General features: G+C 66.6%; 14 protein-coding genes. 3 read left to right on the top strand and 11 right to left on the bottom strand.

The window, feature by feature from the left end; all coding sequences use genetic code 11:
• Positions 1-134: 134 nt before the first annotated feature.
• From FMP39_RS04040 to FMP39_RS04025, 4 genes are all read right to left on the bottom strand, one after another.
• Complete coding sequence (locus tag FMP39_RS04040) at positions 135-2582, bottom strand: Ig-like domain-containing protein (RefSeq protein ID WP_228557642.1); 2448 nt, start codon at positions 2580-2582, stop codon at positions 135-137.
• Between the two features lie 213 nt (positions 2583-2795).
• On the bottom strand, positions 2796-3803 hold the full coding sequence (locus FMP39_RS04035; RefSeq protein ID WP_141588684.1) for a ferritin-like domain-containing protein: 1008 nt from the start codon (positions 3801-3803) through the stop codon (positions 2796-2798).
• 232 nt (positions 3804-4035) lie between these two features.
• On the bottom strand, positions 4036-4854 hold the full coding sequence (locus FMP39_RS04030; RefSeq protein ID WP_141588683.1) for an AadA family aminoglycoside 3''-O-nucleotidyltransferase: 819 nt from the start codon (positions 4852-4854) through the stop codon (positions 4036-4038).
• A 194-nt stretch (positions 4855-5048) separates the two neighbouring features.
• A complete protein-coding gene (locus FMP39_RS04025) occupies positions 5049-5582 on the bottom strand; it encodes an alpha/beta hydrolase (RefSeq protein ID WP_228557641.1) in 534 nt (177 codons plus the stop codon).
• A gap of 198 nt (positions 5583-5780) precedes the next feature.
• On the opposite strand from FMP39_RS04025, the gene FMP39_RS04020 reads away from it, so the two are divergent.
• From FMP39_RS04020 to FMP39_RS04010, 3 genes are all read left to right on the top strand, one after another.
• Entirely contained in the window at positions 5781-7205 is a 1425-nt protein-coding gene (locus FMP39_RS04020) for a hypothetical protein (protein ID WP_228557640.1), read from the top strand.
• Between the two features lie 468 nt (positions 7206-7673).
• Positions 7674-10049: an Ig-like domain-containing protein gene (locus FMP39_RS04015; protein WP_194858230.1), complete on the top strand. Its 2376-nt coding sequence runs from the start codon at positions 7674-7676 to the stop codon at positions 10047-10049.
• A gap of 60 nt (positions 10050-10109) precedes the next feature.
• A complete protein-coding gene (locus FMP39_RS04010) occupies positions 10110-10766 on the top strand; it encodes a metallophosphatase domain-containing protein (protein WP_141588680.1) in 657 nt (218 codons plus the stop codon).
• Between the two features lie 128 nt (positions 10767-10894).
• Here the strand turns inward: FMP39_RS04010 and FMP39_RS04005 are convergent, their stop codons facing one another.
• The 7 genes from FMP39_RS04005 to FMP39_RS03975 all read right to left on the bottom strand — a co-directional run bounded on the left by FMP39_RS04005 (position 10895) and on the right by FMP39_RS03975 (position 21285).
• Positions 10895-12232, bottom strand: a complete 1338-nt coding sequence (locus FMP39_RS04005) for a transposase (protein ID WP_228557639.1) — start codon at positions 12230-12232, stop codon at positions 10895-10897.
• A 404-nt stretch (positions 12233-12636) separates the two neighbouring features.
• Positions 12637-13647: a kelch repeat-containing protein gene (locus FMP39_RS04000; RefSeq protein WP_228557660.1), complete on the bottom strand. Its 1011-nt coding sequence runs from the start codon at positions 13645-13647 to the stop codon at positions 12637-12639.
• Between the two features lie 302 nt (positions 13648-13949).
• A complete protein-coding gene (locus FMP39_RS03995) occupies positions 13950-14627 on the bottom strand; it encodes a hypothetical protein (RefSeq protein ID WP_228557638.1) in 678 nt (225 codons plus the stop codon).
• 254 nt (positions 14628-14881) lie between these two features.
• Positions 14882-15367: a hypothetical protein gene (locus FMP39_RS03990; protein ID WP_228557637.1), complete on the bottom strand. Its 486-nt coding sequence runs from the start codon at positions 15365-15367 to the stop codon at positions 14882-14884.
• A gap of 262 nt (positions 15368-15629) precedes the next feature.
• Positions 15630-16523, bottom strand: coding sequence for an RNA polymerase subunit sigma-70 (locus FMP39_RS03985; RefSeq protein ID WP_141588676.1), 894 nt, complete (start codon positions 16521-16523; stop codon positions 15630-15632).
• Positions 16520-19666 carry a tetratricopeptide repeat protein gene (locus FMP39_RS03980; protein WP_141588675.1) on the bottom strand — a complete coding sequence of 1049 codons (3147 nt, stop codon included), beginning with the start codon at positions 19664-19666 and terminating at the stop codon, positions 16520-16522. Before FMP39_RS03980 ends, FMP39_RS03985 begins: the two co-directional genes overlap by 4 nt.
• A 524-nt stretch (positions 19667-20190) precedes the next feature.
• Positions 20191-21285 (bottom strand): peptidylprolyl isomerase, encoded by a 1095-nt coding sequence (locus FMP39_RS03975; protein ID WP_141588674.1) that lies wholly within the window; start codon positions 21283-21285, stop codon positions 20191-20193.
• Positions 21286-21294 lie beyond the last annotated feature (9 nt).

Raw genomic sequence — 21294 nt, 5'->3', positions numbered from 1 at the left:
GAGCGCGGGCGAGCTCGGCCCCATCGCCCAGGCGAACGCCGCGCGCCCGTCGAGCACGGGACGCGCGGCGTGCCGCACGGGTGGACGTTCCGGCCCGGGCGAGCGTCATTCTCCCGCCCTGGGCCGCGCCGCGCTCAGGGCGCCACGTATACGCGCGCCACCACCTCGGTCGTATTGCCCGCGGCGTCCGTGGCCCGGATGTGAACGAGCGACCAGTCGCGGTGCACCAGGTTCACCGTGTGCCGCAGCACGTTGCTGCCCGCGGGCACGTCCTCCGTCACGATTCCCTGGGTCACCACCGTGGCGGGGCTGGCGTCCTGCTCCTGGATGACCATCGTGACGACCGGGTCGGGGTTGGTCTCCTGCTCGGTGGGGGACAGGATGACGAGCACCGGCGGGGTGAAGTCCGCGGACACCGTCTGCTCGCGCCACGTCACGTACCCCAGCGCGTCCACGACGCTCAGCCGGACCACGTGCGTCCCCTCCGTGAGGTGAAGCTGGGTGGTGACGAAGCCGCCGCCCGCGTCGGGCATGACGGGGATGGGCGCGCCGCCATCCACGGTGAAGTACGCGGAGACGATGCCCGTGCGGCTGCCGCCCGCGGTGGCCCAGCCGCACGCCTTGATGGAGGTCCCGTTCGTGTAGCGGGGGAGGCCGCACATCGTGAGCTCCGACGCCCAGCCGAGCACCACCTGAGCGCTGTCGGTGGCGGTTGTGGTCCCGTCATTTGCGGTCAGCGACACAGTGACGGTGCCGGCCCCGTCACACTGGATGCTCGAGACCGGGGCTGAAGGTGACCCGAAGGTGCAGTGCACGCCCGGGGGCGCCACATAGCTCCAGGCATAGGTGAGCGGGTCACCATCCGGGTCCGAGGCCGAGCCCTGCAGCGTCAACTGCTGGGAGGCCATGCCCTCCAGGTCGGGCCCGGCGTCCACGATGGGCGGGGCGTTGGGCTTCGTCCAGGTCACCTGCACCTGGTCGCTCACCGAGCCGATGCTCGCGGTCACCGCATCCTCGCCGGGTGCAGTGCCCTCGAAGCAGAACTCGGCCTGCCCGTCGGCGGTGGTGTTCACGGAGGCCAAGGCGGAGTTCACTCCGGACGAAGCGAAATCCACTCGCACGCCCGCGAGCGGCCGGTCCGCGGCGTCCCGGACCGTGGCCGTCACGCAGTAGAGGTCCCCCACGACGGCGACGCCCTCTCTGGGCGACAGCGTGAGCGTGCTCACCTCCGCCACGGGCGCCAGGGCCATTCCTCCCGGGTAGCCATAGGAGTCGAAGGCATCGAACCCATAGAGCATGACGCCGAAGGGCTGCGGCGCGGACAGGCGGTGCGCCCCCAGCGCGACGGGGAGCTGGGCCCCCGAGAAGCCGCTGGCCCCAATGGCCTGGAACTGGCTCGCCGGGATGAGCGCGCCGTCCAGCATCACCTCGGCCACGACGTCGTTGGGGACCACGATGTTGGCGAAGTTGCTGCGGAACCCCGAGCTCGGAGTGGTGACGGTGTACTGGGCGGCGAACTGCTCGAAGGGCGGCACCAACATCATGAACGGATCGGACGGGATGCCATCGAAGCTCGAGCCATTGGAGTACTGCGTCACGAGGATGGGCTCGTTGGCGGTGATGCTCGCCGAGCCCTGGATGTTCGTCTGGAACACCTGGCCGCGCTGGAGCTGCGCCACCACCGCGCCGTTGAGGCTCACCTGCGTGCCGTCCCTGGCGGCCGCGAAGCGGAAGGTGTCCCCGCCGAGGCGTGTGGCCAGCGGCACGGTCACGAAGCGCCGCCCCCACGTCGATGTCGGGGGGAGCTGCTCCACCAGGTAGTCACAGGCGATGGTCGTGCCATCCGGGATGTTGGCGCACTGATGTCCGCCGAAGACGGCCACCGGGCGCGTGGCATGAACGAGCGTTCCGGAGACGTCCGAGGGCGCGGCCCCCGTGTTGCGAAGCTGGTACGCCTGCCCCTTGTTCAGCGCCACGTGGAAGGGCACTCCCGCGGCGTGGTTGCCCACCACACTCGAGGGGGTGATGGTCACCTCCGTCGCGTCTTCCGTGGCCACGACGGAGAACTGCGAGCCATTGAGGACGTTGACGTTCGGATAGGCCTGCACCACGTAGTCCGTGCCCAGGCTCGCGGTGGGCAGGCCCAGGAACGCATCCGTCGTTTGCAGGAGCCGGTTGAGCCCATACACGGAGATGTCCGCGCCCGCGGTGACGTGGATGCCCTTGGACTCCACGCCATCCACGGCCACCTGTGCCACCGAGGAGGGCAGCGCCACCGCCGTCACCTGCCCCGGCGTCACCGAGAAGTCGAAGGACAGCCCCTGCCCCGGAACGCGAACCTGCCCCGTCGTCGCCGTGTCACTGGCGATGAACAACGTGAGCACCGCGGTGGCCTGGTAGTTCCCCGGGAAGGCCAGCCAGAACTCGCGGCCCCGACTGGTCGCCTTGCTCAGTTCGTGCACGCGCGCATCGTCCTTGCTCGCGAGCCCTTCTGGAGCCTGGTCTCTAGAGAACTCCTCCACACACCCCGTCATCAAACTGCTGACCGCAGCCGCCAGGGCCAGACCGGCCTTCATCCGCATGAGCACACAACCCCCTCTGTTCTTCTTGATGAAACGACTGTTCATTTCTATTCAGGTGTGTCGAAAGAAATACAAAACCTGGGTGCTTCCGGCTTCGCCTCTCCGGTCCAGGCACAGCGAGCCTATTCCTGCCGAGTCAAGACACGCGACGCGGCGAAACAGGGAGCTGGCCCTTTCCAACGTTCAGCTCAGCCCTGACTTTGTGAGGGATGATTAGAACTGCGGCACTCCGCCCGCGGACCACACGGACACGATCTGATTGGGAAGAGCCCACATGCTACCGAGGTCGAGCTCGTCGTCCCCGGCATAGCCCTTCTCCAAGGCGGTCAAGAGGCTCGTGAATCCGGCGGTGAGCTGCTGCTGCGCGGCCGCGAGCCCACTGCCCCCTGTGGTGGGATAGGTCTCCAGCGGGCCGCCGAACTTCAGCATTGCCTGTACCATCCGGAATCGCGCGAAATGGCTGAACTGATCCTCCAGGTCGTTGGCATCCTCGGGGCGGAGCTCTGCGTCGATGATGGGTCCCAAGTTGCCCTCGCCCTGCCCGACGATGGCCTGGAGCACCTCATTCGCCTGTTTCAGCGCGGTGCGGCTGTCACCGCCGATGGTGCTGCTGAACCTGGTGTAGTCGTCTCTTATGTATTGCGGGTTGGCGAATTCGCTCTTCTGCCGGTGGTCCGCGTCGGGCTGGTAGAGTTCGTTCCAGCGCTGATGGATGCCCTGCTCGATGGCCTTGTAGAACTGACCGATGGAATCGTAGACATCTTGCGGCCCGTTCGGCGCGCCATCGGACTTTGGTTCGGGGGTCTCGATGGCGGCCAGGAGGGACATTTGCTCAGGGTTCACCGGCCCGAGCTTCACGGGCTTGTTGACCGCGATCCAGGACGGGAACCGGTCGTACCGCGGCGCCCATTCGCCCGTGAACTTCGGCGAGTATCCCTTGGAGGCGAACAGCGCATTGAAGAGGTTGCTGGCCAGTTCGAGGTGCAGCATCTCCTGCACGACGACCGAGTAGATGTTGTTGAAGGCGAGCTGCTCCCGGCTTCGATTGGGGTTCTTCTTTCCGCGAACGGTCACCTGTTGGGGCGGGTGATCAGCGTTCGTGCCGGGAACCTGCAAGGAATAGGCGGCCGTCAGATAGAGGGGGATGGTCCACAGCTCCAGGTAGACGGCTTTCTGGAGATGATCGAGGAGGGCTGCGTCGGTCCAGGTCTTGTTTTGCACAGGGAGCTCTGAGGTTGATATGAGGTGCCGTGGATGGATGCACCGGCGACGAGAGCAATGTTCGCGCCAGGGCCCGCGTAGGAACGGCTCCAGTCATTTCAACTCTTTGCGGTGAAGCCAGTCTCCGAGTGCCAGGGGAATCCCGTGTCACTGACGCGTCAGTGACGGTGGCTGACGTGTCCGCCAACTTTGCGCTGGGGACGCAGCGACCGGATTTTGGGTAGGCACAGGTTCAGCGAGCTGCCGGATTGTCGGACTGCAATTCCAAATACATTCGTTCGATGGCCGTCCTGGCACAGTGTACGAACGCGTCGACTTCCGGGCCTCTCCGTGCCAAGTCGTCCTGCGTCTCTCCAAGGTAGGACGCCCGCGCACTGCGCATGACACCTTGATGTTCATCCGGCAGGCGTTCAATGACCCACTGGGCCGCAACGTCCTTGGAGGCGATTCCCCCCGTCGACAGGCTGAACCAGATGCGAGCCAGCGCGAGCACCACGGTCCTTTCGTCCCCTCGCCAGTCCGCAGGTTCGTTCCATTGGAGAATGGTGTCGTAGAACGCTCTCGCCAGATCGGATCGGGGCACGGGGTCGAAGAGGTCGGATGCTGGCGCGCCCAACAGGCAGATGCTGTGCCTCCTTGCCTTCGCCAGCAAGATTGCCAGGTCGGGGTCCACGACGGCGGGCTGGACGCGGCCTGCTTCCAGTTCTCCGCGCAACCATTCCCCGAATTGAAGTTCGCGCGACGGCGGGTAGCGCCAAGGGACGACCGCATCCCGGACGACAACGGTCACTTCGAGAGGGCGGAGCGATTCATGCGTCACGGGCCATGTCGAGACCGACAACAGCTCCTTGCTCAGCGCGTGTCGAACGGCTTCGGTCAATGGGGCACTTACGGTTACCAGCAAATCGATGTCGCTGTGTGGTTTCAGCCCTCCATCAACTGCCGAGCCGAAGAGGTGGATGGCCTGCAACGAACTGGCGAGGTGACGGCCAATCACTGCGCAGGCGCTTGAAACCTGGTGCGTGATTTCAGTCGGTACGGATGCGTTCATGTTGGCCACCACGGAAAGGGTCCTCGGCTCCACAGTTGTCGTTCGGAAGATGCCCCATGCGCTCCCTGGTTGGAAGAGCAGGGGACGAGGCTTCCCCTGTCGTCAACACTCAACGCAGGAACGCAGGCGCGCGACGTGCGCCTGGTCCGCTTGCGGCGGAGATGGAGGAGGCAGGGGCTTGGCTGCGGCCTGCTCTATTGGGGGCTGGCGGGCGCGACATCGCCGGCGCGCTCGGCGATCGGACGGGCATAGCGGATGAGTGAGAGCAGCACCTTGCCCGGCTCCTCGGCCATCAGTTCGTGCGCCGACTGCTCGAACCAGACGAGCCGCTTCGACGGCGCCTTGACGCCCGCGAACCATTCGGCGGCAACCATCGCCGAGACATTGCGGTCGTGGCGTCCGAGGAACAGGATCAGCGGCGTCTTCAGCCGCTTCACATGCGACAGGTCCGCCGTCAGTACCGCGGCAAGGAGCTTCTCGACCGAGAAATCCTGCGACTTCCAGACCTGGCGTACCTCCTCGTCGGTGTATTCGGGCGACAGATTCACTGCTGCGCTCTCGAAGCTCGCATCGGGACGCCGATAGGCGGCACCCCCGAAGAAATTGAGCCAGCGGCGCTGGAGCAGGATGTCCTTCAACGGCACCGGCGTCTTGCCAACGGCATAGGGGGCGATCGATTCAAGGTCGCGGATCGCCTCTGCATTCTTCGCCGCGCGCGCCTGTTCCATCACCCAGGCCCAGCCGCGCCGCTCGCTCTCCCGCGCTCCAGGTGCTACGCCCGGTCACCACCGTGAACGCCGTGTGTGCTTCATTCCATCGTCCATCGGACGATGCCAATATGTCCTACGCGCCCAAGCGTTTCAGCGGTTGACGCAGCAAGGAGGCCCGAAACCAGCCTCCAGGACTTGTGGTTCATGGAGGTAGCGATGCGACGGTTTGGACTGGTGCTGGGGCTCTTGGGGAGCGTGGGGTGCGCCACCGGCATGCGAGGTATCGCCACCCAGTACAATCCGGAGACGGGGCAGTACGAGACGCCCACGCACGAGGTCGTCTATCAGGTGCCCGCCGAGGACGCGATGATGACGGCCCGGTTCATCCTGGAGAAGAGCCGCCATGACGTGATGGAGAAGGAGGGGGGACTGGAGATGTTCTCCTCCTTCATTCCGGACGTCATTCCCCCCGAGCGCTACTACATCCAGGGGACGCGGCTCGGGCCCCGGCAGGCGCTCGTTCGAGTCTTTCGCATCAGGTACACGCAGGAAGGGGGAGGCTACACTGCGGAGGCCTCCGGTCGGTCCGGCGGGCATCTCTCCGTGCCGGATGCCTTCTCCAATATCCCTGGGCTGGAGGGCTACCGGCCGGCGCACGGCTACCGCGACCTGGGTATCGAGCAGAAGCTGCTGGAGCGGCTGGAGATGGCTCCCGCGCTGGAGTTGGTGGGCGGCAATTCCCCTGTCCCCATGCGCTCGGTGGTGATGGAGAACTGGGGCGAGAAGGGTGAGACCACCGCCACCTCCGCCGCTCCCGCGTGTGGTGCTCCCTTGGCGGGGGCCTCGGCCCTGTTCTCCGCGGGAGGCGTCCTGCTCGTGGCGGACCCCCTGGGTACGCAGGAGGTGCCGTCCGCGGCGCTGCGGATGTTGTGCGAGGCCTCGGCCCAGGAACTGCCGGTGACGCTGGCGCTGTCCATTCCCACCTCCGAGCAGCCGCTCCTCGATCGCTACCTCGTCAGCGACGGCGATTCAGCGGCCGTTCAGGAACTCCTCTCGGGGAGTGCGTTCTGGCGCCGGACATACCAGGACGGGCGCAGCAGCCGCGCCATGCTGTGGCTCGTCGAGCAGGTCCGCCGCATGCGCGTCGCTGGAAAGGACGTGGACGTGGCCGCCATCGACTCCGACAAGGCCCACGGCAATGAGCGCGAGGCGCAGATGGCCCAGCACCTGCTGAACGCCCAGTCGAAGCGCCCCCAGGCCTGGACGCTGGTGCTCACGGGCAGCGTCCACGCGCGCACCACGGAGGTGAGCTGGGATGGCGACTTCGAGCCCATGGGCTCTCGGGTGGTGCGCGCTCTGCCCTCGGTGCGTGCCCTGGATGTGGGCTTCCAGCGAGGCACCCAGTTCGTCTGCCGCTACAGCGTCTGGGACGAGGAGGTGGAGTGCAACGTCTTCGGCATCAGCCCGACGCTCGAGGCGCGGCAGTCCTCCAAGCAGGCCGTTGGCCTCCAGCTCTTCACCACCCCGCAGCCCCACGGCTTCCACGGTCGGCTCTACCTGGGCGCGTTGAGCGCATCGCCTCCCGTGCTCCAGGCGCCGCGCCAGGACACCACCGTCGACTCCGCGCCCGCAACGAAGTGACTCGCGGTCTTCCGTGAGAAGCGCCCATCCCCGAGGCTTGCCCGGGGCGTCCTGAAGGCAGCCCACGCTCGACGCCTGCGACGCCCGGCACCACCTGCGACGGGCTCACGGACCTGCGCCTGTCGCGCCACCGCGCCTACCTCCGCAGGAGGGGAGGGGGCCTCGTGCCCTCATTCGGGCAAGGATGCGGCAACGAATGGCGCGTGCAGAGCACCGCATCTCTGGCCACCTCCAGCGCTGCAATCATTGCCTCGATAGTCGCTGAGGCGTGGCCGCCGGCCCCGTCGTCGAACACTGCGTTGCCGTCTTCGACGACGAACACGAAGCTGCCGTGCAGTCGCCGCCGAGGCCTTGACGCACTGCCTGAGCCGGAGACTCACCCAGTTTCTTGCCTCCTCACTCCTCATGCTAGATGGGTCCGTCTAGAAGAGGATTCTCATGTTGAAAGAGCGTATGGGAGGGGGAGCGATGTCGAAGGGGCTCGTGGGCGCTGTCGTGAGTGGATGGCTGCTGGTTGCTTGTGGGGGGAATGGCAACGAACTGCCCGACGGCTCGACGCAGACGGACTCTGGGACGCACACCGAGCGGGACTCCGGCACACCAGGGCAGGAGGATGCTGGCTTGGTGGATGCGGGTCTCGCGGACGCAGGACCTTCGGAGGACACCACGCCTCCCGACGCTCCGATGCTCATCGGGACCGCGCCCATCTCTCCTGCCAATGACAACATGCCGGTCCTCCATGTCGCTACCGAGCCGGGGGCCTCGGTGCGCTTCTTCGCTGGCACGATGTGTCTTGGAGGAGCGCTCGCCTCGCGTACCGCCGACAGTCAGGGGCAGGTCACTCTGTCGCTCTCCGTCGCCGACAACAGCACCTCTACCTACGTGGCCCAGGCAACGGACGCGGCCGGGAATGTCTCGGCCTGCTCCGAGGCGCTGACGTTCGTCGAGGACAGCACGGCGCCCTCCGAGCTGGCCGCCACGGTGATGGACGGCCTTGCCGGTCCGGAGCTCGAATATCAGAACAGCAATACGCGCGTAGCGGCTCGCTGGTCCGGCTTCAACGACTCCGTGGGCATCCGGCGCTATGAACTCGCCTTGACGTCCATTGCGGCGTGCCCCGGCGATGCGAGCAGCATCCAGGATGTCGGCGCCACTTCGTCCGTGGAGCTCACGGTGCTCACCTTGGCCGAGCAGCGCTACTACAGTTGCGTGCGTGCCGTGGATTCCGCTGGAAACACCTCGGGCTGGAAGATGTCGAATGGCTTCATTGTGGATGTCACGCCGCCGCGCTGGGTGTCTGTCACGCCTGACGCGTCCTCGGTCACGGCCTCGCCCTGGACTGCCATCGAGGTGTCGTTCAGCGAGACGACCCTCGACACCGCCAGCGTCACGCGGGCCTCGTTCCACGCCACGGCGGACGGCATGCCGTTGTCCGGAGACGCGGTAACCTGTGCGGCGGGCAGGTGTACGCTCGAGCTGAGGCAGATGCCGACATTCGGTGCGCAGGTGCGCGTCGCCATCGGCGGGGTGAAGGACCTCGCTGGCAACGAGATGACCTCCTCCCACGCCTGGGACTACTCGATCCGTGCGGCCCAGTGGGGGGCCCCACTGCTCATCTCGAACGGCTCACGCCTCAGTACACCTGCCCACGGGCTCGCCATGGACGCCTCTGGCGTTGCGACGGTCCTGTATGTCGACGAGGGGCTCCGGGCGCGGCGCCACAAGCCAGGCGCCGCCTGGGAGGCTGAGCAGCACGTGGGGGAGGGGACCCTCGGCCCTATTCCCAGACCGGCTGCGCTCACGACGCTGTCTGACGGCACGCCCCTTGCCGTGGTGGAGTCGTGGCCGGCGGGGGATTACAGCGCCAAAAAGGCCTATGGCATCCTCGCCACGGGCTCCGACAGCGGCGTCCAGAGCTGGGGTGTGCCACAGCTTCTCGGCGAGAATACGGGGCTGAATGTGACGGCCCTCCGCGTGGTGGCAGCTCCCAACAATGGGGCCCTCGCTGCCTGGGTCGAGAAGAGTTCCACGCAGACCTTCCTACAGGTTCAGCCGTACGCCGGGAGTTCGGGGTGGGAAACGCCGGTTCGCGTGCGCACCATCGACTACTCGAACTGGGACTCCTCGTGGCACGGCTATGATATCGGATTGGATTCGCGCGGTAACGGCGTGTTGGTATGGGCCGAGCGCAACAGCCCTCTCCTATACTCGCGCCAGGGAGCCGAAGGCTGGAGCGAGCCGGCGCATGGCGAAAGCACCGAAGGCCGCTATCCGCAGGTCGCCCTGAACGCGGATGGGACCGGCATTGCCGTTTGGATCCGACGGTATCTGGACAGCGATCGGGTGTACGCGAAGCCCTTCAATCTCGATTCTGGCTTTGGCGGCCAGGAGGTGCCTCTCCACACGCAGGGAAGTGTTGGTGGCGAGGCGCGGATAGGCGTAGACGCAAACGGAAACGTGTTTGTGATTTGGGACCAGATTGGCGGCGGCCCCGAGGGGGGACTGTGGTCTGCTCGTTACGTGAGGGGCTCGGGCTGGCAGCCGGCTCAGCAACTCGCGACGGACTACGCCGGGAGTAAGGCCCTCCACGTTTCACCCTCGGGCACGGCCATGGTCGTCTACAGCCGCACGGAGAGAGTGGGAGCGCCCGCTCTCGTTTGGGCTCGACGCTTCGTGCCCGGTACGGGCTGGTCCGCTGCCACCCGGCTCGACTTCGCCACTGTGAATGGGGGGCTCTATACTCTTGAGCTGGTGACCAGCCCATTCGGGAACGCCGCCGCCACCTGGTCTCGCCGGGACGCGGACACGGGCATCGATTCCCTGGTCTCGGCCTTCTTCGAGTAGGCCTTCAGGACGCAGCGACCGAGTTTGGGGTAGGCGGCGGCGGCGAGGCATGATGCGAGGATGCGCATCGTCGCCGTCTCAGACACGCACCTCTTCCACGACGAACTCGTGATGCCCCCGGGCGACATCTTCGTCCACGCTGGCGACATGTGCCGCGCGGGGGACCTGGACGAACTCGCTCGGGCGGCGTCGTGGATTCGCGGCCTGCCCTATCGTCACAAGGTCATCGTCGCGGGTAACCACGACTGGGCCTTCGCCGACTCGCCAGGCGAGGCCCGGGCGCTTCTGGGCGAGGACGTTGTCTACCTGCAGGACAGCGAGGCCACGGTGGCGGGCCTGCGCTTCTGGGGGAGCCCCTGGCAGCCGGCCTACAACGACTGGGCCTTCAACCTGCCCCGGGGCGCCGCCCTCGCCAACAAGTGGGCGGCCATCCCCGAGGGACTGGATGTGCTCATCACCCACGGGCCTCCGGCGGGCTTCGGGGACCGCTCCTCCGTGGGGGGACGTGGCGGCTGTACGGACTTGCGCGAGCGCGTGCTCGCCGTGCGTCCCCGGCTACACCTGTTCGGCCACATCCACGACGACGGCGGGCTGTGGCGCGAAGGGGACACGTGCTTCGCCAACGTCACCACGTGGGAGTGCGAGCGCGCGCCTACCGTCCTCCAGCTCGACGCCCGAGGCGTGACGGAGGTGAGCATCCCTCCCGCCCGGCGCTGACTCGCGTTCCTTGTCAACCACCCCTGGGAGCAGTGGTTTCGAGGAACTTCCCGTTGGAGGGGAACGAGGCGCTTGAGGGCCGACACACGACCGAGCACGTGGCGCGCGGCTCAAACTGCACTGTCGCGCTAATTGGCACTCAACAGGCGGAGCCGCTCGAGGATGGCGTCATAGCCCAGTTCGAACTGCTGCTCTGTCTGGGTGTTCCAATCCTTGCCGCCCGAGATGTCCCTCCCATTGGCATCCTTGCGATTGTCGAAGTTCTGGAGCCCCGCCGCGGCTTTGTCCTTCACGGCGGCGGAGATCTCGCGGAGCTGCTCCGTCCAGGACGTGTCCTTGCTGGAGAGCACGTCCGCGATGAAGTTCTTCAGCGCGACTTTCCCGGCCTCGCCCGCAGGACCCAATGGCGCCAACGCCACACCCGCGATGGTCTCCGCCAGGTCTTTCTTGAACTGCCCCGCGTTCTCGGTGCGTTTGATCTCCAGTCCATACGCTCCCACCAAGGCTCCCGTGAGACTCCCCAGCGTGCGCGCGTAATGGTCATTGACGGGGGGCTTTCCACCCGCGGTTGCGGGGTTGAGCGCCCCTGCGCGGAGTTGCTTGGGCAAGTCCTCTTTGACGAACTTCGCGAACCCCGGGTCCTTGCCCGAGCCGTTGACGATCGAATCGCGCAAGAACTTCGGAAGCGCCTGGAGCGTGTCGTCGTAGGCGCTGTTGGGCCCACCCGAATTGTTCGTCAATTCATTGATGATGCCCGAGGGGTCCGCGCGGAAGATCTTCTTGAGCCCTTCCAGTTGGGTCGCACGGGCGGGGTCGGTCTTGTCCCCCAACGCGTTGGCTCCCACGCGGAAGATGTTCGCACGGAGGTCCGAATACGCCGGCCCCTTGAACAGGTCTGGCACCTGCCCAAGTATCTTGACCGCGCCGTCCGACCTGGTGGGCTCTCGGCCCGAGAAGCTGTTGTTGTGCGGTGGCTGCTGCAGTCCCTTCTCGAGGATTGCGACGAACTTGTCTCTCCCCAGCTCTGCTCCGTAATTCTGGATGAGCTTGGGGTCTGAATTGAGTACGTCCGCGAAGTTCTGCGCCTGGATGGTGTTCTTGTCCGCAGTCTTGCCGGATTCATTCAAGAACGTGCGACGAACGGACTCCGGGGTCTCCGGCTGCTTGAGCACTGAGACCATGGCGTCTGGCACCTGGCTCTTGGCCGCTTCGCGTGCCAGCTCGTTCACCACGTTGGGCGGCGCGGAGCCCGTGCTCTTGGCGAGCGCCTTCAACGCCGCCGTCTGCTCCGCATCTGTTTTGTAGAGCCCCTTCTGGTCATGGGCGATCTGCGCGGATGCGCTGGAAATCAACTCCTTGCTGTCCTTGTCTCCTAACGTTGCGTAGAGTTGTTTGAGATACTCCGGATCGTTCTGGTGCTGCTGGATGATCTCGGCGAACTCGCGGGTCCGCTCGTTCCGCCCCACGCTACCGATGTATCGGTCCTTGTCCTGAAGACGCTGTGCCGCTTCCTTCCCCGTGGGAGCCTTCTTCGGCTCCGTGGCGTCTGTCTCCTCCTTCGGGGGTGTCGTCGGCTTTTTCTCCGGAGGCTTGGCGGGCGGAGTCGAAGGCGGGTCCTGTGGTCGAGGGCTCGGCGTGGGCGCCCCCAGTTGCGAGAAGTCCTTGGGAGCCTTGCCAAAGCTAGACGTGTCTGTGTGCCCGGAGGGAGTCGGCCGCTGCGCCTGAGTCTGGGGGCTCCGCGGCTTGCTCTCCGTGGGCCTGGTGGTGGTTTGCGGCTTGGGGGCTGTGATTTTGGCCATGGGATGACTCCGGAGAAGCGGGTTCTTTGCAGCTCACTACGCAGCGACCGAATACGAGACAGGCACAGGCGTCAGGGGACATACCGCTCGGCGGTGTTCAGTACGGCACCGCCGTCGGTACCCCCGATGATGAGCACACTCCCTGATTCCAACCATGTGGCCGTGTGATTGACGCGCGCCGATGACATGGGGGCGATGAACTCCCAGGAGCCATCCCGCCGGAATATCTCCGCGGAGGCACGTGGCATTGCGTAGGGGCTGGAGTACCCGCCCGCAATCAGCACCTCGCCTGAGGGCAATGCGGTCGCCGTGTGAAAGAAGCGGGCTTCCATCATTTCTGCCTCGGGCTTCCACGAAGTGCTGCTCAATTGAAAGAGTTCCGCTGCCTTGAGGACCCTCCCAGGTGACCCCTCGAGGGAGCCGGTCACCAGGATTCTTCCAGAAGGCAGCGGTGTGGAGGCGTGCCCGTGGCGCCCATGTTCCATCTGTGCCGGGAGGAGTCGCCATCCCGCCTCTGGTTGATACGAGTCGTAGACCTCGGCCGTCGTCTCCGCTCCAGCAGCATTGAAGCCACCAATGGCCACCACCACGCCCGCTTCCAGGAGGGTGAGTGTCAGTACGTTGCGTTTGACATTCATGCTCCCTGCATCTGTCCAGGAGTCGGTGTCCGGGTGATAGAGCGCGGCGGTGTTCAGCCCGTCGAGATGCGAGTTCCCGCCACCCGCCACCAGCACCTTCCTTGAGGGAAGCAGGACGGCGGCATGGCTGGCGCGTGCTCCGAGTGGGATGGGACTGGCAGGAGTCCACTCATTCGCATCCGCATCGTAGATTTCGGCACTGTCCAGCGCGTCACCACCGGGGCCCCGGCCACCGACCACCAATACGTTTCCATTCGGTAAAAGGGTGGCGGTGTGGTCCATGCGCGCCGTCTCGAGGTCTGGCCCAGGACGCCAACTGTTTGATGAGACGGTGTAGAGCTCCGTGGTGTTCGTGGGGGTGTTGCCTGAGCTACTCCCACCAACGACGAGCACCCGACCATCTCCCAGTTTCGTGGCCGTATGCCCTATGCGCCGCGCCTGCATCGGTGCCACCGACTTCCACCCCGGCGGTTCGCGCCCGCCATCCGGAGGTCCCCCGTCAGCGCCTGCGTCCGAACCGCCATCCCCTCCGCCGTGCGGCCCACCGTCCTCGCCGCCCGGGCCACCTCCATCGTTACCTCCATCCAGACTGCCATTGCCATCAGGGCCCGCATCCGATGCGTCATCCAGGCATGCGCCAGGTTTACTTTTGCAGAATTGGACCACCGCCTCGTCGACGTCGAGGCACGCAGCGAGATGGACGCTGAGCACCAGCAATCCAAGGACTGTCGAGCGACGCAGGGGCTTCATGGCCACCTTCCAGACACGAACGCGGACGTCCCATCCAGCCCGAATTGTAGGGAGCCTTGCTTCTCTGGCGACCCCAGCAGGTACATTCCCGTGGCGGCGCCCAGCCCCACCAGGCCTCCCACCAGCAGCCCCACGGAGACTGTCTGCAGCCCGCGCGCGCTGCTGGCCACGCTCCTGGCCTCGGCCTGTGAGCCGATGTGCTGCGCCTTGTGCGCCAGCTTCGACTTCTTTCCCTCCGCCAATCCCCAGAAGACGCCCGCTGTGACGACGAGGGCTCCTCCCGCCACCGCGGGGATGAGCGCTCGGTCTCGCAATGAGGAGTGCGAGCCGGATACCTCCGGCACTGGAGACGATGAAGACTCCGGGAGTCCCGAGGCCACCGTGGGAAGCGGCTCTCGTGGCGCCTGAACCCGCTGAGCCTCTGTGGGGGCCTCCATCTTCAGGGGCTCACGATTGACTCCTCGCGCGGCCAGCTCGCTCAGGACATCCTGGCGCACCGATTCGAAGTGCCGCTTCAGCTTGGGTGAGACCAGCAGCGGCAACTTCGCAGCGGGGTTCAAGAAGAGGGCCGCCTTGAAGGTGGCTTCGGCGTCGCTCAACCGCCCACTCATCTCCACGATGATGACGCCCTCGTAGAGCGACATTACAACCTGATCCTCAGGCTTCTTCGACATCGCCTTGCCGTGGAGAACCTGCTCAAGTGCTTGCTCGTACTCGAGGTTCCCTATCAATTGGTGGATGGATACCGCACAGCGGTGTACGTCTGGAGAGACATCGCCTCGGGCGCTCAGGGGGAGAAGGGAGAGCCCGATGCACATGAGCCAGACGCAGGTGTCATGTCGCGACAGGCCGCTCGACACAACGACTCTTGCATTGTCGTAGATGGAAGGGGGCATGATGTCCTCTCGCTCATGGCGTCCGACGTCGTTTACTGCTTCGACGTCACCGGGGACGGCATGATGGGAACGGTGTTTCCGGGGGCCGCGTCGGAAGGCACCACCCCAGTGTTGGAGCCCTGTCGCTGGTGGAACCAGGCATCGGTGGACGAGCCCGTGGATGTCTGCCCAAAGGGGCCATGGGCGACGGCCTGCGCGTCCAGCGTTTTCATTGCGTCGAACGGAACCCCGGGCGCTGCGCCGCTCCCGACAGTCTGGATGACTTCCTGCGGGGGCGGGGGCGTCAATCCCAGCAACTTCTCCAACTCCGCCTTTCGACTCGTGCCCTCAAAGGCCGAGTCGAGTTCGTTCTTCGTCGGCTTGACCTTGTCGATGTCCTTCTGACTGCAGGGGGGCGTCTTGGATTCCTCGACGGCCGCCGCCTCCGCCTTCTGCCGGGCCTCCTCCGCGCGGCGCTGTGCCTCGGCGGGGTCGACTTTCGGAGCACCAGAACCACCGACCGCTGTCACTGAACCCATGGGACATCTCCTCTTGATGGGGCTTCGCCGCGCACGTGATTGGAGGGCCGGGCATGAGGCATGCCCGACGTGCGTACGTCCTGCGCGAGTCGATGCGTGTCTGCCCCTGCAATCGAAGAGAAAGAGGGAGGTGGCCCACCGACGTCCCAAAAATCTCCGGAGACGACGCTGGCGGCGGCGTTGCCCTGGCAAGCCGGCAGGACGCCGGTGCGTCAGGAGCGCCGGCAGTCGGGCGCCCGACGGCAGATGGGCGCCAGGGGTTTCAGGCCAGCAAGCCCAGCAGGCTGATGTCCAGTCGGCTGCTGACCAGTCCCAGGAGGCTCTCCAGGGCGAGTTGGTCCTGCTTCATCCTTGGCGCGAGCTCCATGCGAACGCGCTCGAGCAGTTGCTCGCGGGCATCGGCGACCTTGCGCGCGACGCCGGAGCGCGAACCGCCGTACATGAGCGTCAGCCGGTCCATCGTGAACCCATGGAAATGATGCAAGCGCAGCAGGGTCCGCTCCTGCTCGGAGAGCACCGCCACCGCTTTTCGGAGCGACTCGACGAGGAGCTGGCGCGCATCTTCGCGCAGCAGCGCGTACTCGGGGTCGCTCGGGGCCAGCATCCGCGCGAGTTCCTCGGGAGGCTCCGCGACGAGCTGATGGCGCTCGTCGTGGCCCATCAACTCCGAGGCGATGCGCGCGGCGATGATGCTCACCCAGGTCCGCAGGGGCCCTCGCCCCCCGTAGCTCGCAATCCTCGGTGGCGTGTTGCTGCTGCCCACCAGCAGCCGTTCGCGCAGCATCTGCAGCACTTCCTCCACCAGGGGCGGCGACACCTTCCCGAGCCGGGCAGGGACGTGCCGGAGGACGTGTTGTTCGAAGGCCTTGAGGGCCGCCTCGTCCCCGGAGGCGCAGGCGCACGCGAGATACAGGTCGGCACTTTGGAGGATGCGCATCACCTCCGCGGCCTTTCCCACAGGCAGGTGCCGGGCCAGGTGCCGCACGAAGGTCTCTGCCGGGAGTGAGAACGTGGGCCACTGGGTCCGCGCTGCCTCGACGTGCGTGTCCAGCAGCGCCTCGAATCCCTCCTCGGCCTCCAGCTCGGCCCGCTGCTCCCGAGACACGGACGCCCGCAGCAGCGCCGCCAGGGAGCCTGTTCGCTGTTCGTCGCTCATCGTTTCGCCTCACGCCGTTGCCAGGCCAGCACCGTCTGGAGCTCCGACTGGCCCCGGACCCCCACGGACTCCAGCCGCATCCGGGCCTCCTCGGCCAGCGCCAGCGCCCGCGCCCGCTCCGGGGAAGCGCGCGTTTCCATGAGCGCCCGGGCCAAGAGGAAGGCGGTCTTGCCGGCGACCCGCGGGTCTTTGACTTCACCCCATTGGGTTTGGATGCGCCGGGCGCGCTCGAGCAGGGGGACCGCCTCCGCCGAGGTGCCCAGCGCCAGATGCGCCTCCCCAGCGCAGGCAAGGGCGCTGGCGCCGTCCGGGGACTCCGCGCCACCCGCCTTCTCGGTGACCTTCCTCGCCCGCTCGCAGTACGCGAGCGCCTCCTTCGAAGCCCGGGTCGCCAGGGCAAGCTCGGCGAGGGGAAGCAGCACGCTCACCGTCTTCCCGCCCTCCGGGCCATGTTCCTTCTCGAGCCGCTGGAGCGCGTCCAGCAGGTCGCGTCGTGCCTCGGCATGGCGGCCCGCCTTCAGGTACACCTGTCCTCGGACTGTCAGGGGCAGGGCGGCGCGTGGCGTGTCCGGGCCCAGTGAACGCTGGATGCGCTCCAGGGCCTCGGTGGCAAGGCCCAGCGCCTCGTCGCCCTGGCCCGCATCACTGGAGATGTCTGCCAGCGCTGAGAGCGCGAAGATGACGGTGACGTGGTTGGGGCCCCGGGCCCGCTCGAAGATGGCGCGCGCCCGCTCAGCCATGGAGCGTGCCTCCTCCAGTCGACCCGCGACGCGCGAGACCACGGCGAGGTTCAGCAGAACCGTCGCCATGGGGGTGGTCTCCGGGTTGGAGGATGCCTCCTGAAGGGCCAGGGCCTTGCGCCAGGCGCTGACGGCATCGGTGTACCGGCCCACCTCCAGCGAGGCAGTGGCGACCCGGTTGTAGGACGTCACGAGGGCCGGATTGTCAGCGCCCAGGATGCGCTCGCGCAGCTCCAGGGCCTCGCGGTGGAGCTTCAGCGCGTCTTCATGGCGGCCTTGGCCGAAGCGGATGCGTCCCAACTGATGGAGGAGGTTGGGCGTGCGGAGGCTGTCCGGGTGATTCCTCCTCCGAGAGAACTCCAGTCCCTGGAGCGCCTCCTGCTCCGCCTCGGCGAGCTGGCCGTACGCCTCTCGCAGCGACGACAGGCGCGTGTGCAGTTCCGTCGTGATGTCCGGGAAGCGCTCCCGTCCCAGCCGCTCGACGGCGGCCCGAGCGTGCTGGATGAGTTTCTCCGCTTCGTCGGGGCGGGACTGCTCCTCGCCCACCGCCCAGATGAGCTCCAGCCAGGCCCATGCCACCGTCTCGTCGTCACGCGCGGCCTCGGCTGCCCACAGGGCCTGGTAGAAGAATGCCTCCGCTTCCTTCGGCTTGTTGAGGCCCCCGAGGATGGTGCCGTGGGCCAGGAATACCTCCGCCTCCAGCGGCTTGTAGCCGAGCCCCTTCTGCTCTTCGAGCAGGGCTGACGTCACCGCGAGGCCCTCGGTGAACCGGTGTGACACGATGTGGGCCCGGACCTGCGCCAGCTTGTGCCGCGCCGCATTCACGCGGGAGCGGAGGTCGTCGGGCGGCTGGGGACGGCTGGTGAGTTCGGGCGTATCGCGGCATCCGACGAGACCCTCGAGGGAGGCCGTCAGTTGGCGCGCGTTCTGCACCGTCTGCGCGTCCGCCTTTTCCAGCACCTCCGTGACGGCGGCGATCTGCCAGAGCCGCGCATCGAGGCACGCGGCGGTCTGCCTGGCCTGGTCCGCGGTGTCGCCGGTTGCGGCCAGGCAGGCCTCCGTGCGAAGCGCCTGCCATTGAGCGGTGTGGGCGTCCATCACCGTCGAGAACTGCTTCCAGGCCTGGGCTGCGTAGGTCATGCCGGTGGCGAGGAAGGCTGTGCGGATCCGTTCGCGCCGCGCGGGGCTCCATGCCACCGCGAGCTTCTCCGCTTCCCGCGCACAGCTGTCATCGCGCCGCTGCGCCGTCGTCCCGTAGGCCGCGAGGATGCCCATCGTTCCGGCCACGGTCGTCGTGACGAGAAGCGGCACCAGTCTCCGGTGCGGCGGTGGCGCGAGGGCCGCCAGCAGCGCCTGCATGTTGGGGAAGCGATCCTCGGGCTTCGGGCTGAGCCCCCGGAAGATGGCGCGTCGAACCCGGGTCGGGACCTTCACCTCGCGCTTCGGAGGGCTCATCCTCCCTTGCTGCGCGGCCAGGACCAGCTCCTGCATCGTCTCCCCTTGGAAAGGGCGCGCCCCAAAGAGGGCCTCGTGGAGCGCCACGCAGAAGCTGAACTCGTCGGAGCGGGCATCCGCGCGCTGACCTCGCACCAACTCCGGGGCGATGTAGGCGGGCGTGCCCAGCACCTGGCCCGTCCGGGTGAGCCGACCCGTGGGAGTGACAGGGGCCTCAATGTGCTCCTGGTGCGATGCGCCCTCTTCCTGGTGGAGGAGCCGGGCGATGCCGAAGTCCGTCACGAAGACCCGCCCGTCCTTCCCAATGAGGGCGTTGGCGGGCTTGAAGTCGCGGTGCACCAGTCCCGCGGCGTGCGCGGCGGCCAGTCCTTTGCCGGCTTCAAGGAAGACCCGGAGCACCTCCTTCCAGGGACGCGGCTCCTTCATCCACTCCGCCAGGGTGGTGCCCTCCACCAGCTCCATGGTCAGGAAGACACCGTCTCCGTAGGCGCCCACGTCATAGAGGGTGACGACATTGGGGTGTGAGAGCCGGGCCAGTGCCTGGGCTTCGCGCAGCAGCCGCTGCTGCAGCTCCTCTCGCTGGCTTCCCTTGGGGCGCAACACCTTGAGGGCCACCCGGCGACCGAGCTCTAGGTCATCCGCCGCGTACACGATGCCCATGGCGCCAGCGCCGAGGCACTCTCGCACCACATACCGGGAGAGCCTGGCGCCAAGCAGCAGTGGCTGGGAATTCGCCTCCCCAGGGGCAGACGGAGCGCTGGAGGGTGCTTGAGTGCCCACTCCCGCTGCCAGTGTCCACCGACAGTCGGCACAGGTCTCGACGTGTGCCAGGACTTGGGCCCGGTGCGCTTCGGAAAGCAGCCCGGCAATCAAGTCCGTCAGCGTCGTTTCCTGGGGGCACGACTGCATGGGTGAGGACTCCGCAACGCATTCCGGCTTTCCGAACATAGCAGAGCTCGGGAGCTTGAATGTGCGTGCAGGCAGGTCACCAGGGAATTTTGGGACGCAGGTTGCCCCATTCCCTCTTTGCCCTCGATGGCACGGGCAGGACTGCGTTGACTCGCGACGGAGCGGAGATGGACCTCACTCAATTCTTGATTCCCGAGAGAGGCTTCCGACGTTCCGTGAGTCCAGCGTGGGCGAATTCCTGCCTTGTCGCTGTGCGGTTCACTGTGTTCGGCAAAGGACAATCAAGGCCGTGGTGAAGGAGGAGCCCGACACCGCCTGAACCCTCGCTCGCGAATCACATCACGTGCGGGAGCGCCACGGAATCAGGGCAAGCCCAAGTCTGCCTTTACGGTTCGTCTCTCGGCATGGATGGCTCAATGCTCCAATGCAAGCGGTGACACCGGGAGCGAAGGTGTGGGGGGCCTTGCGCCGCCGTCGAGGCCGTCTTCCCCGGACGTGCTCTTCCCCCCCATTCTTCGAGCCGAGCGCCTTCTCCCTCCGCCCCCAGGCCGATGGCCTTGCCGTTACTCCCGCGAAACGTCGGCCTTGGACAGGATGTGGCTGACGACCGCCGTGTGCATCGTCAGCGTGTCGAACCTCCGGCCGAGGTTCTTGTCGGACTGGAGCAGGCGCCCCAGCTCACCACGGCTCAGTTGGGTTCTCTCCGCGAGGCTGCTGAACAGCTCCTCCGCGGACTCCCGATCGGACTGGATGTGGTCTCTTTCGGCGATGGCCCGAAGCCCAAGCGCCAGCCGCAGCCGGTACTCCACTTCGCTCCGGGTGGAGTCGTCGAGCAGCCACCCATCAAGTCCTTCCCGGACCCGCTCGTTCGGTAGGCCCAGGCCCACCAGGATTGGATACTCGGCCTCGGCCCACCGCTGGCGGATTTCTTCGTCGATGAGGCTCCGTGGCACCTCGACATGCGTGCGCCGAGCCACCTCCCTCATCACGTGGTCCTGGAAGTCCCACAAGTACCGCGCGTCCCGCTGGGCGATGAGTTCCCCGGCGATGGACTCCATGACCTCGTCGAGCGTGCCTCCGCGTCCCAGCGCGGCGAAGAGTTCTGGAGAGGACTCCCCCAGGAGCGTCACCTGGTAGGCCGCCTTCACCTTCACGTCGAAGCGAGCAGGGACGCCACGGAGGGACTCCACCGCGTAGTCATCAGGCAGGACGAGGTCCACCGCGACGGAATCGCCAACCCGGGCCTGCACCAGGGCTTCGAAGAAGCCGGGGAGCAGCGGGTCGGGTGTGGCTTCCGTCCGCCATCCCGCGCGGGCGGAGAACGGGATGAGCCTTCCGTTGGCGAAGCCGACGACGTCCAGGAGCACGTCGTCTCCGGAGTCAACGGCTTCGCCCGGCTCGCGCTCCCTGCGTGGCGCCACCGCGCGGCACAGCGTGGCGAAGCGATCGAGGATGGCCTCGGGCGAAATTCTCCCGAGCTCCGGCATCTTCACCCGGAGTTCCTCCAGCGAAGGGGCCTCGCGGGGGAGCGGAAGTCGAGGGCTCGTCGCATTGCGGAAGGCGACCGCTCCCGGCGCTTGGTTCAACAGCCCCATGCCCTGCAACTCCCCAATCGAGAGCGGCTGGCCTGGGTTGGACTTGTCAGGAGGCGAGTGCATGGAGGGCTC

The organism is Myxococcus sp. AB056, assembly GCF_006547365.1.
Classification (GTDB): Bacteria; Myxococcota; Myxococcia; order Myxococcales; family Myxococcaceae; genus Myxococcus; species Myxococcus virescens.
This window is presented reverse-complemented; position numbering and strand designations above follow the sequence as displayed.

Excerpts from the sequence above, each read along its gene's own strand:
- FMP39_RS04010 (WP_141588680.1), top strand. The coding sequence starts at position 10,110 with ATGCGCATCGTCGCCGTCTCAGACACGCACCTCTTCCACGACGAACTC.
- FMP39_RS04030 (WP_141588683.1), bottom strand. The coding sequence starts at position 4,854 with ATGAACGCATCCGTACCGACTGAAATCACGCACCAGGTTTCAAGCGCC.
- FMP39_RS03980 (WP_141588675.1), bottom strand. The coding sequence starts at position 19,666 with ATGTTCGGAAAGCCGGAATGCGTTGCGGAGTCCTCACCCATGCAGTCG.
- FMP39_RS04000 (WP_228557660.1), bottom strand. The coding sequence starts at position 13,647 with ATGCAGGCGCGGCGCATAGGGCATACGGCCACGAAACTGGGAGATGGT.
- FMP39_RS04020 (WP_228557640.1), top strand. The coding sequence starts at position 5,781 with ATGCGACGGTTTGGACTGGTGCTGGGGCTCTTGGGGAGCGTGGGGTGC.
- FMP39_RS04025 (WP_228557641.1), bottom strand. The coding sequence starts at position 5,582 with ATGGAACAGGCGCGCGCGGCGAAGAATGCAGAGGCGATCCGCGACCTT.
- FMP39_RS03985 (WP_141588676.1), bottom strand. The coding sequence starts at position 16,523 with ATGAGCGACGAACAGCGAACAGGCTCCCTGGCGGCGCTGCTGCGGGCG.
- FMP39_RS03995 (WP_228557638.1), bottom strand. The coding sequence starts at position 14,627 with ATGTCGAAGAAGCCTGAGGATCAGGTTGTAATGTCGCTCTACGAGGGC.
- FMP39_RS04015 (WP_194858230.1), top strand. The coding sequence starts at position 7,674 with ATGTCGAAGGGGCTCGTGGGCGCTGTCGTGAGTGGATGGCTGCTGGTT.
- FMP39_RS04040 (WP_228557642.1), bottom strand. The coding sequence starts at position 2,582 with ATGCGGATGAAGGCCGGTCTGGCCCTGGCGGCTGCGGTCAGCAGTTTG.
- FMP39_RS03990 (WP_228557637.1), bottom strand. The coding sequence starts at position 15,367 with ATGGGTTCAGTGACAGCGGTCGGTGGTTCTGGTGCTCCGAAAGTCGAC.
- FMP39_RS03975 (WP_141588674.1), bottom strand. The coding sequence starts at position 21,285 with ATGCACTCGCCTCCTGACAAGTCCAACCCAGGCCAGCCGCTCTCGATT.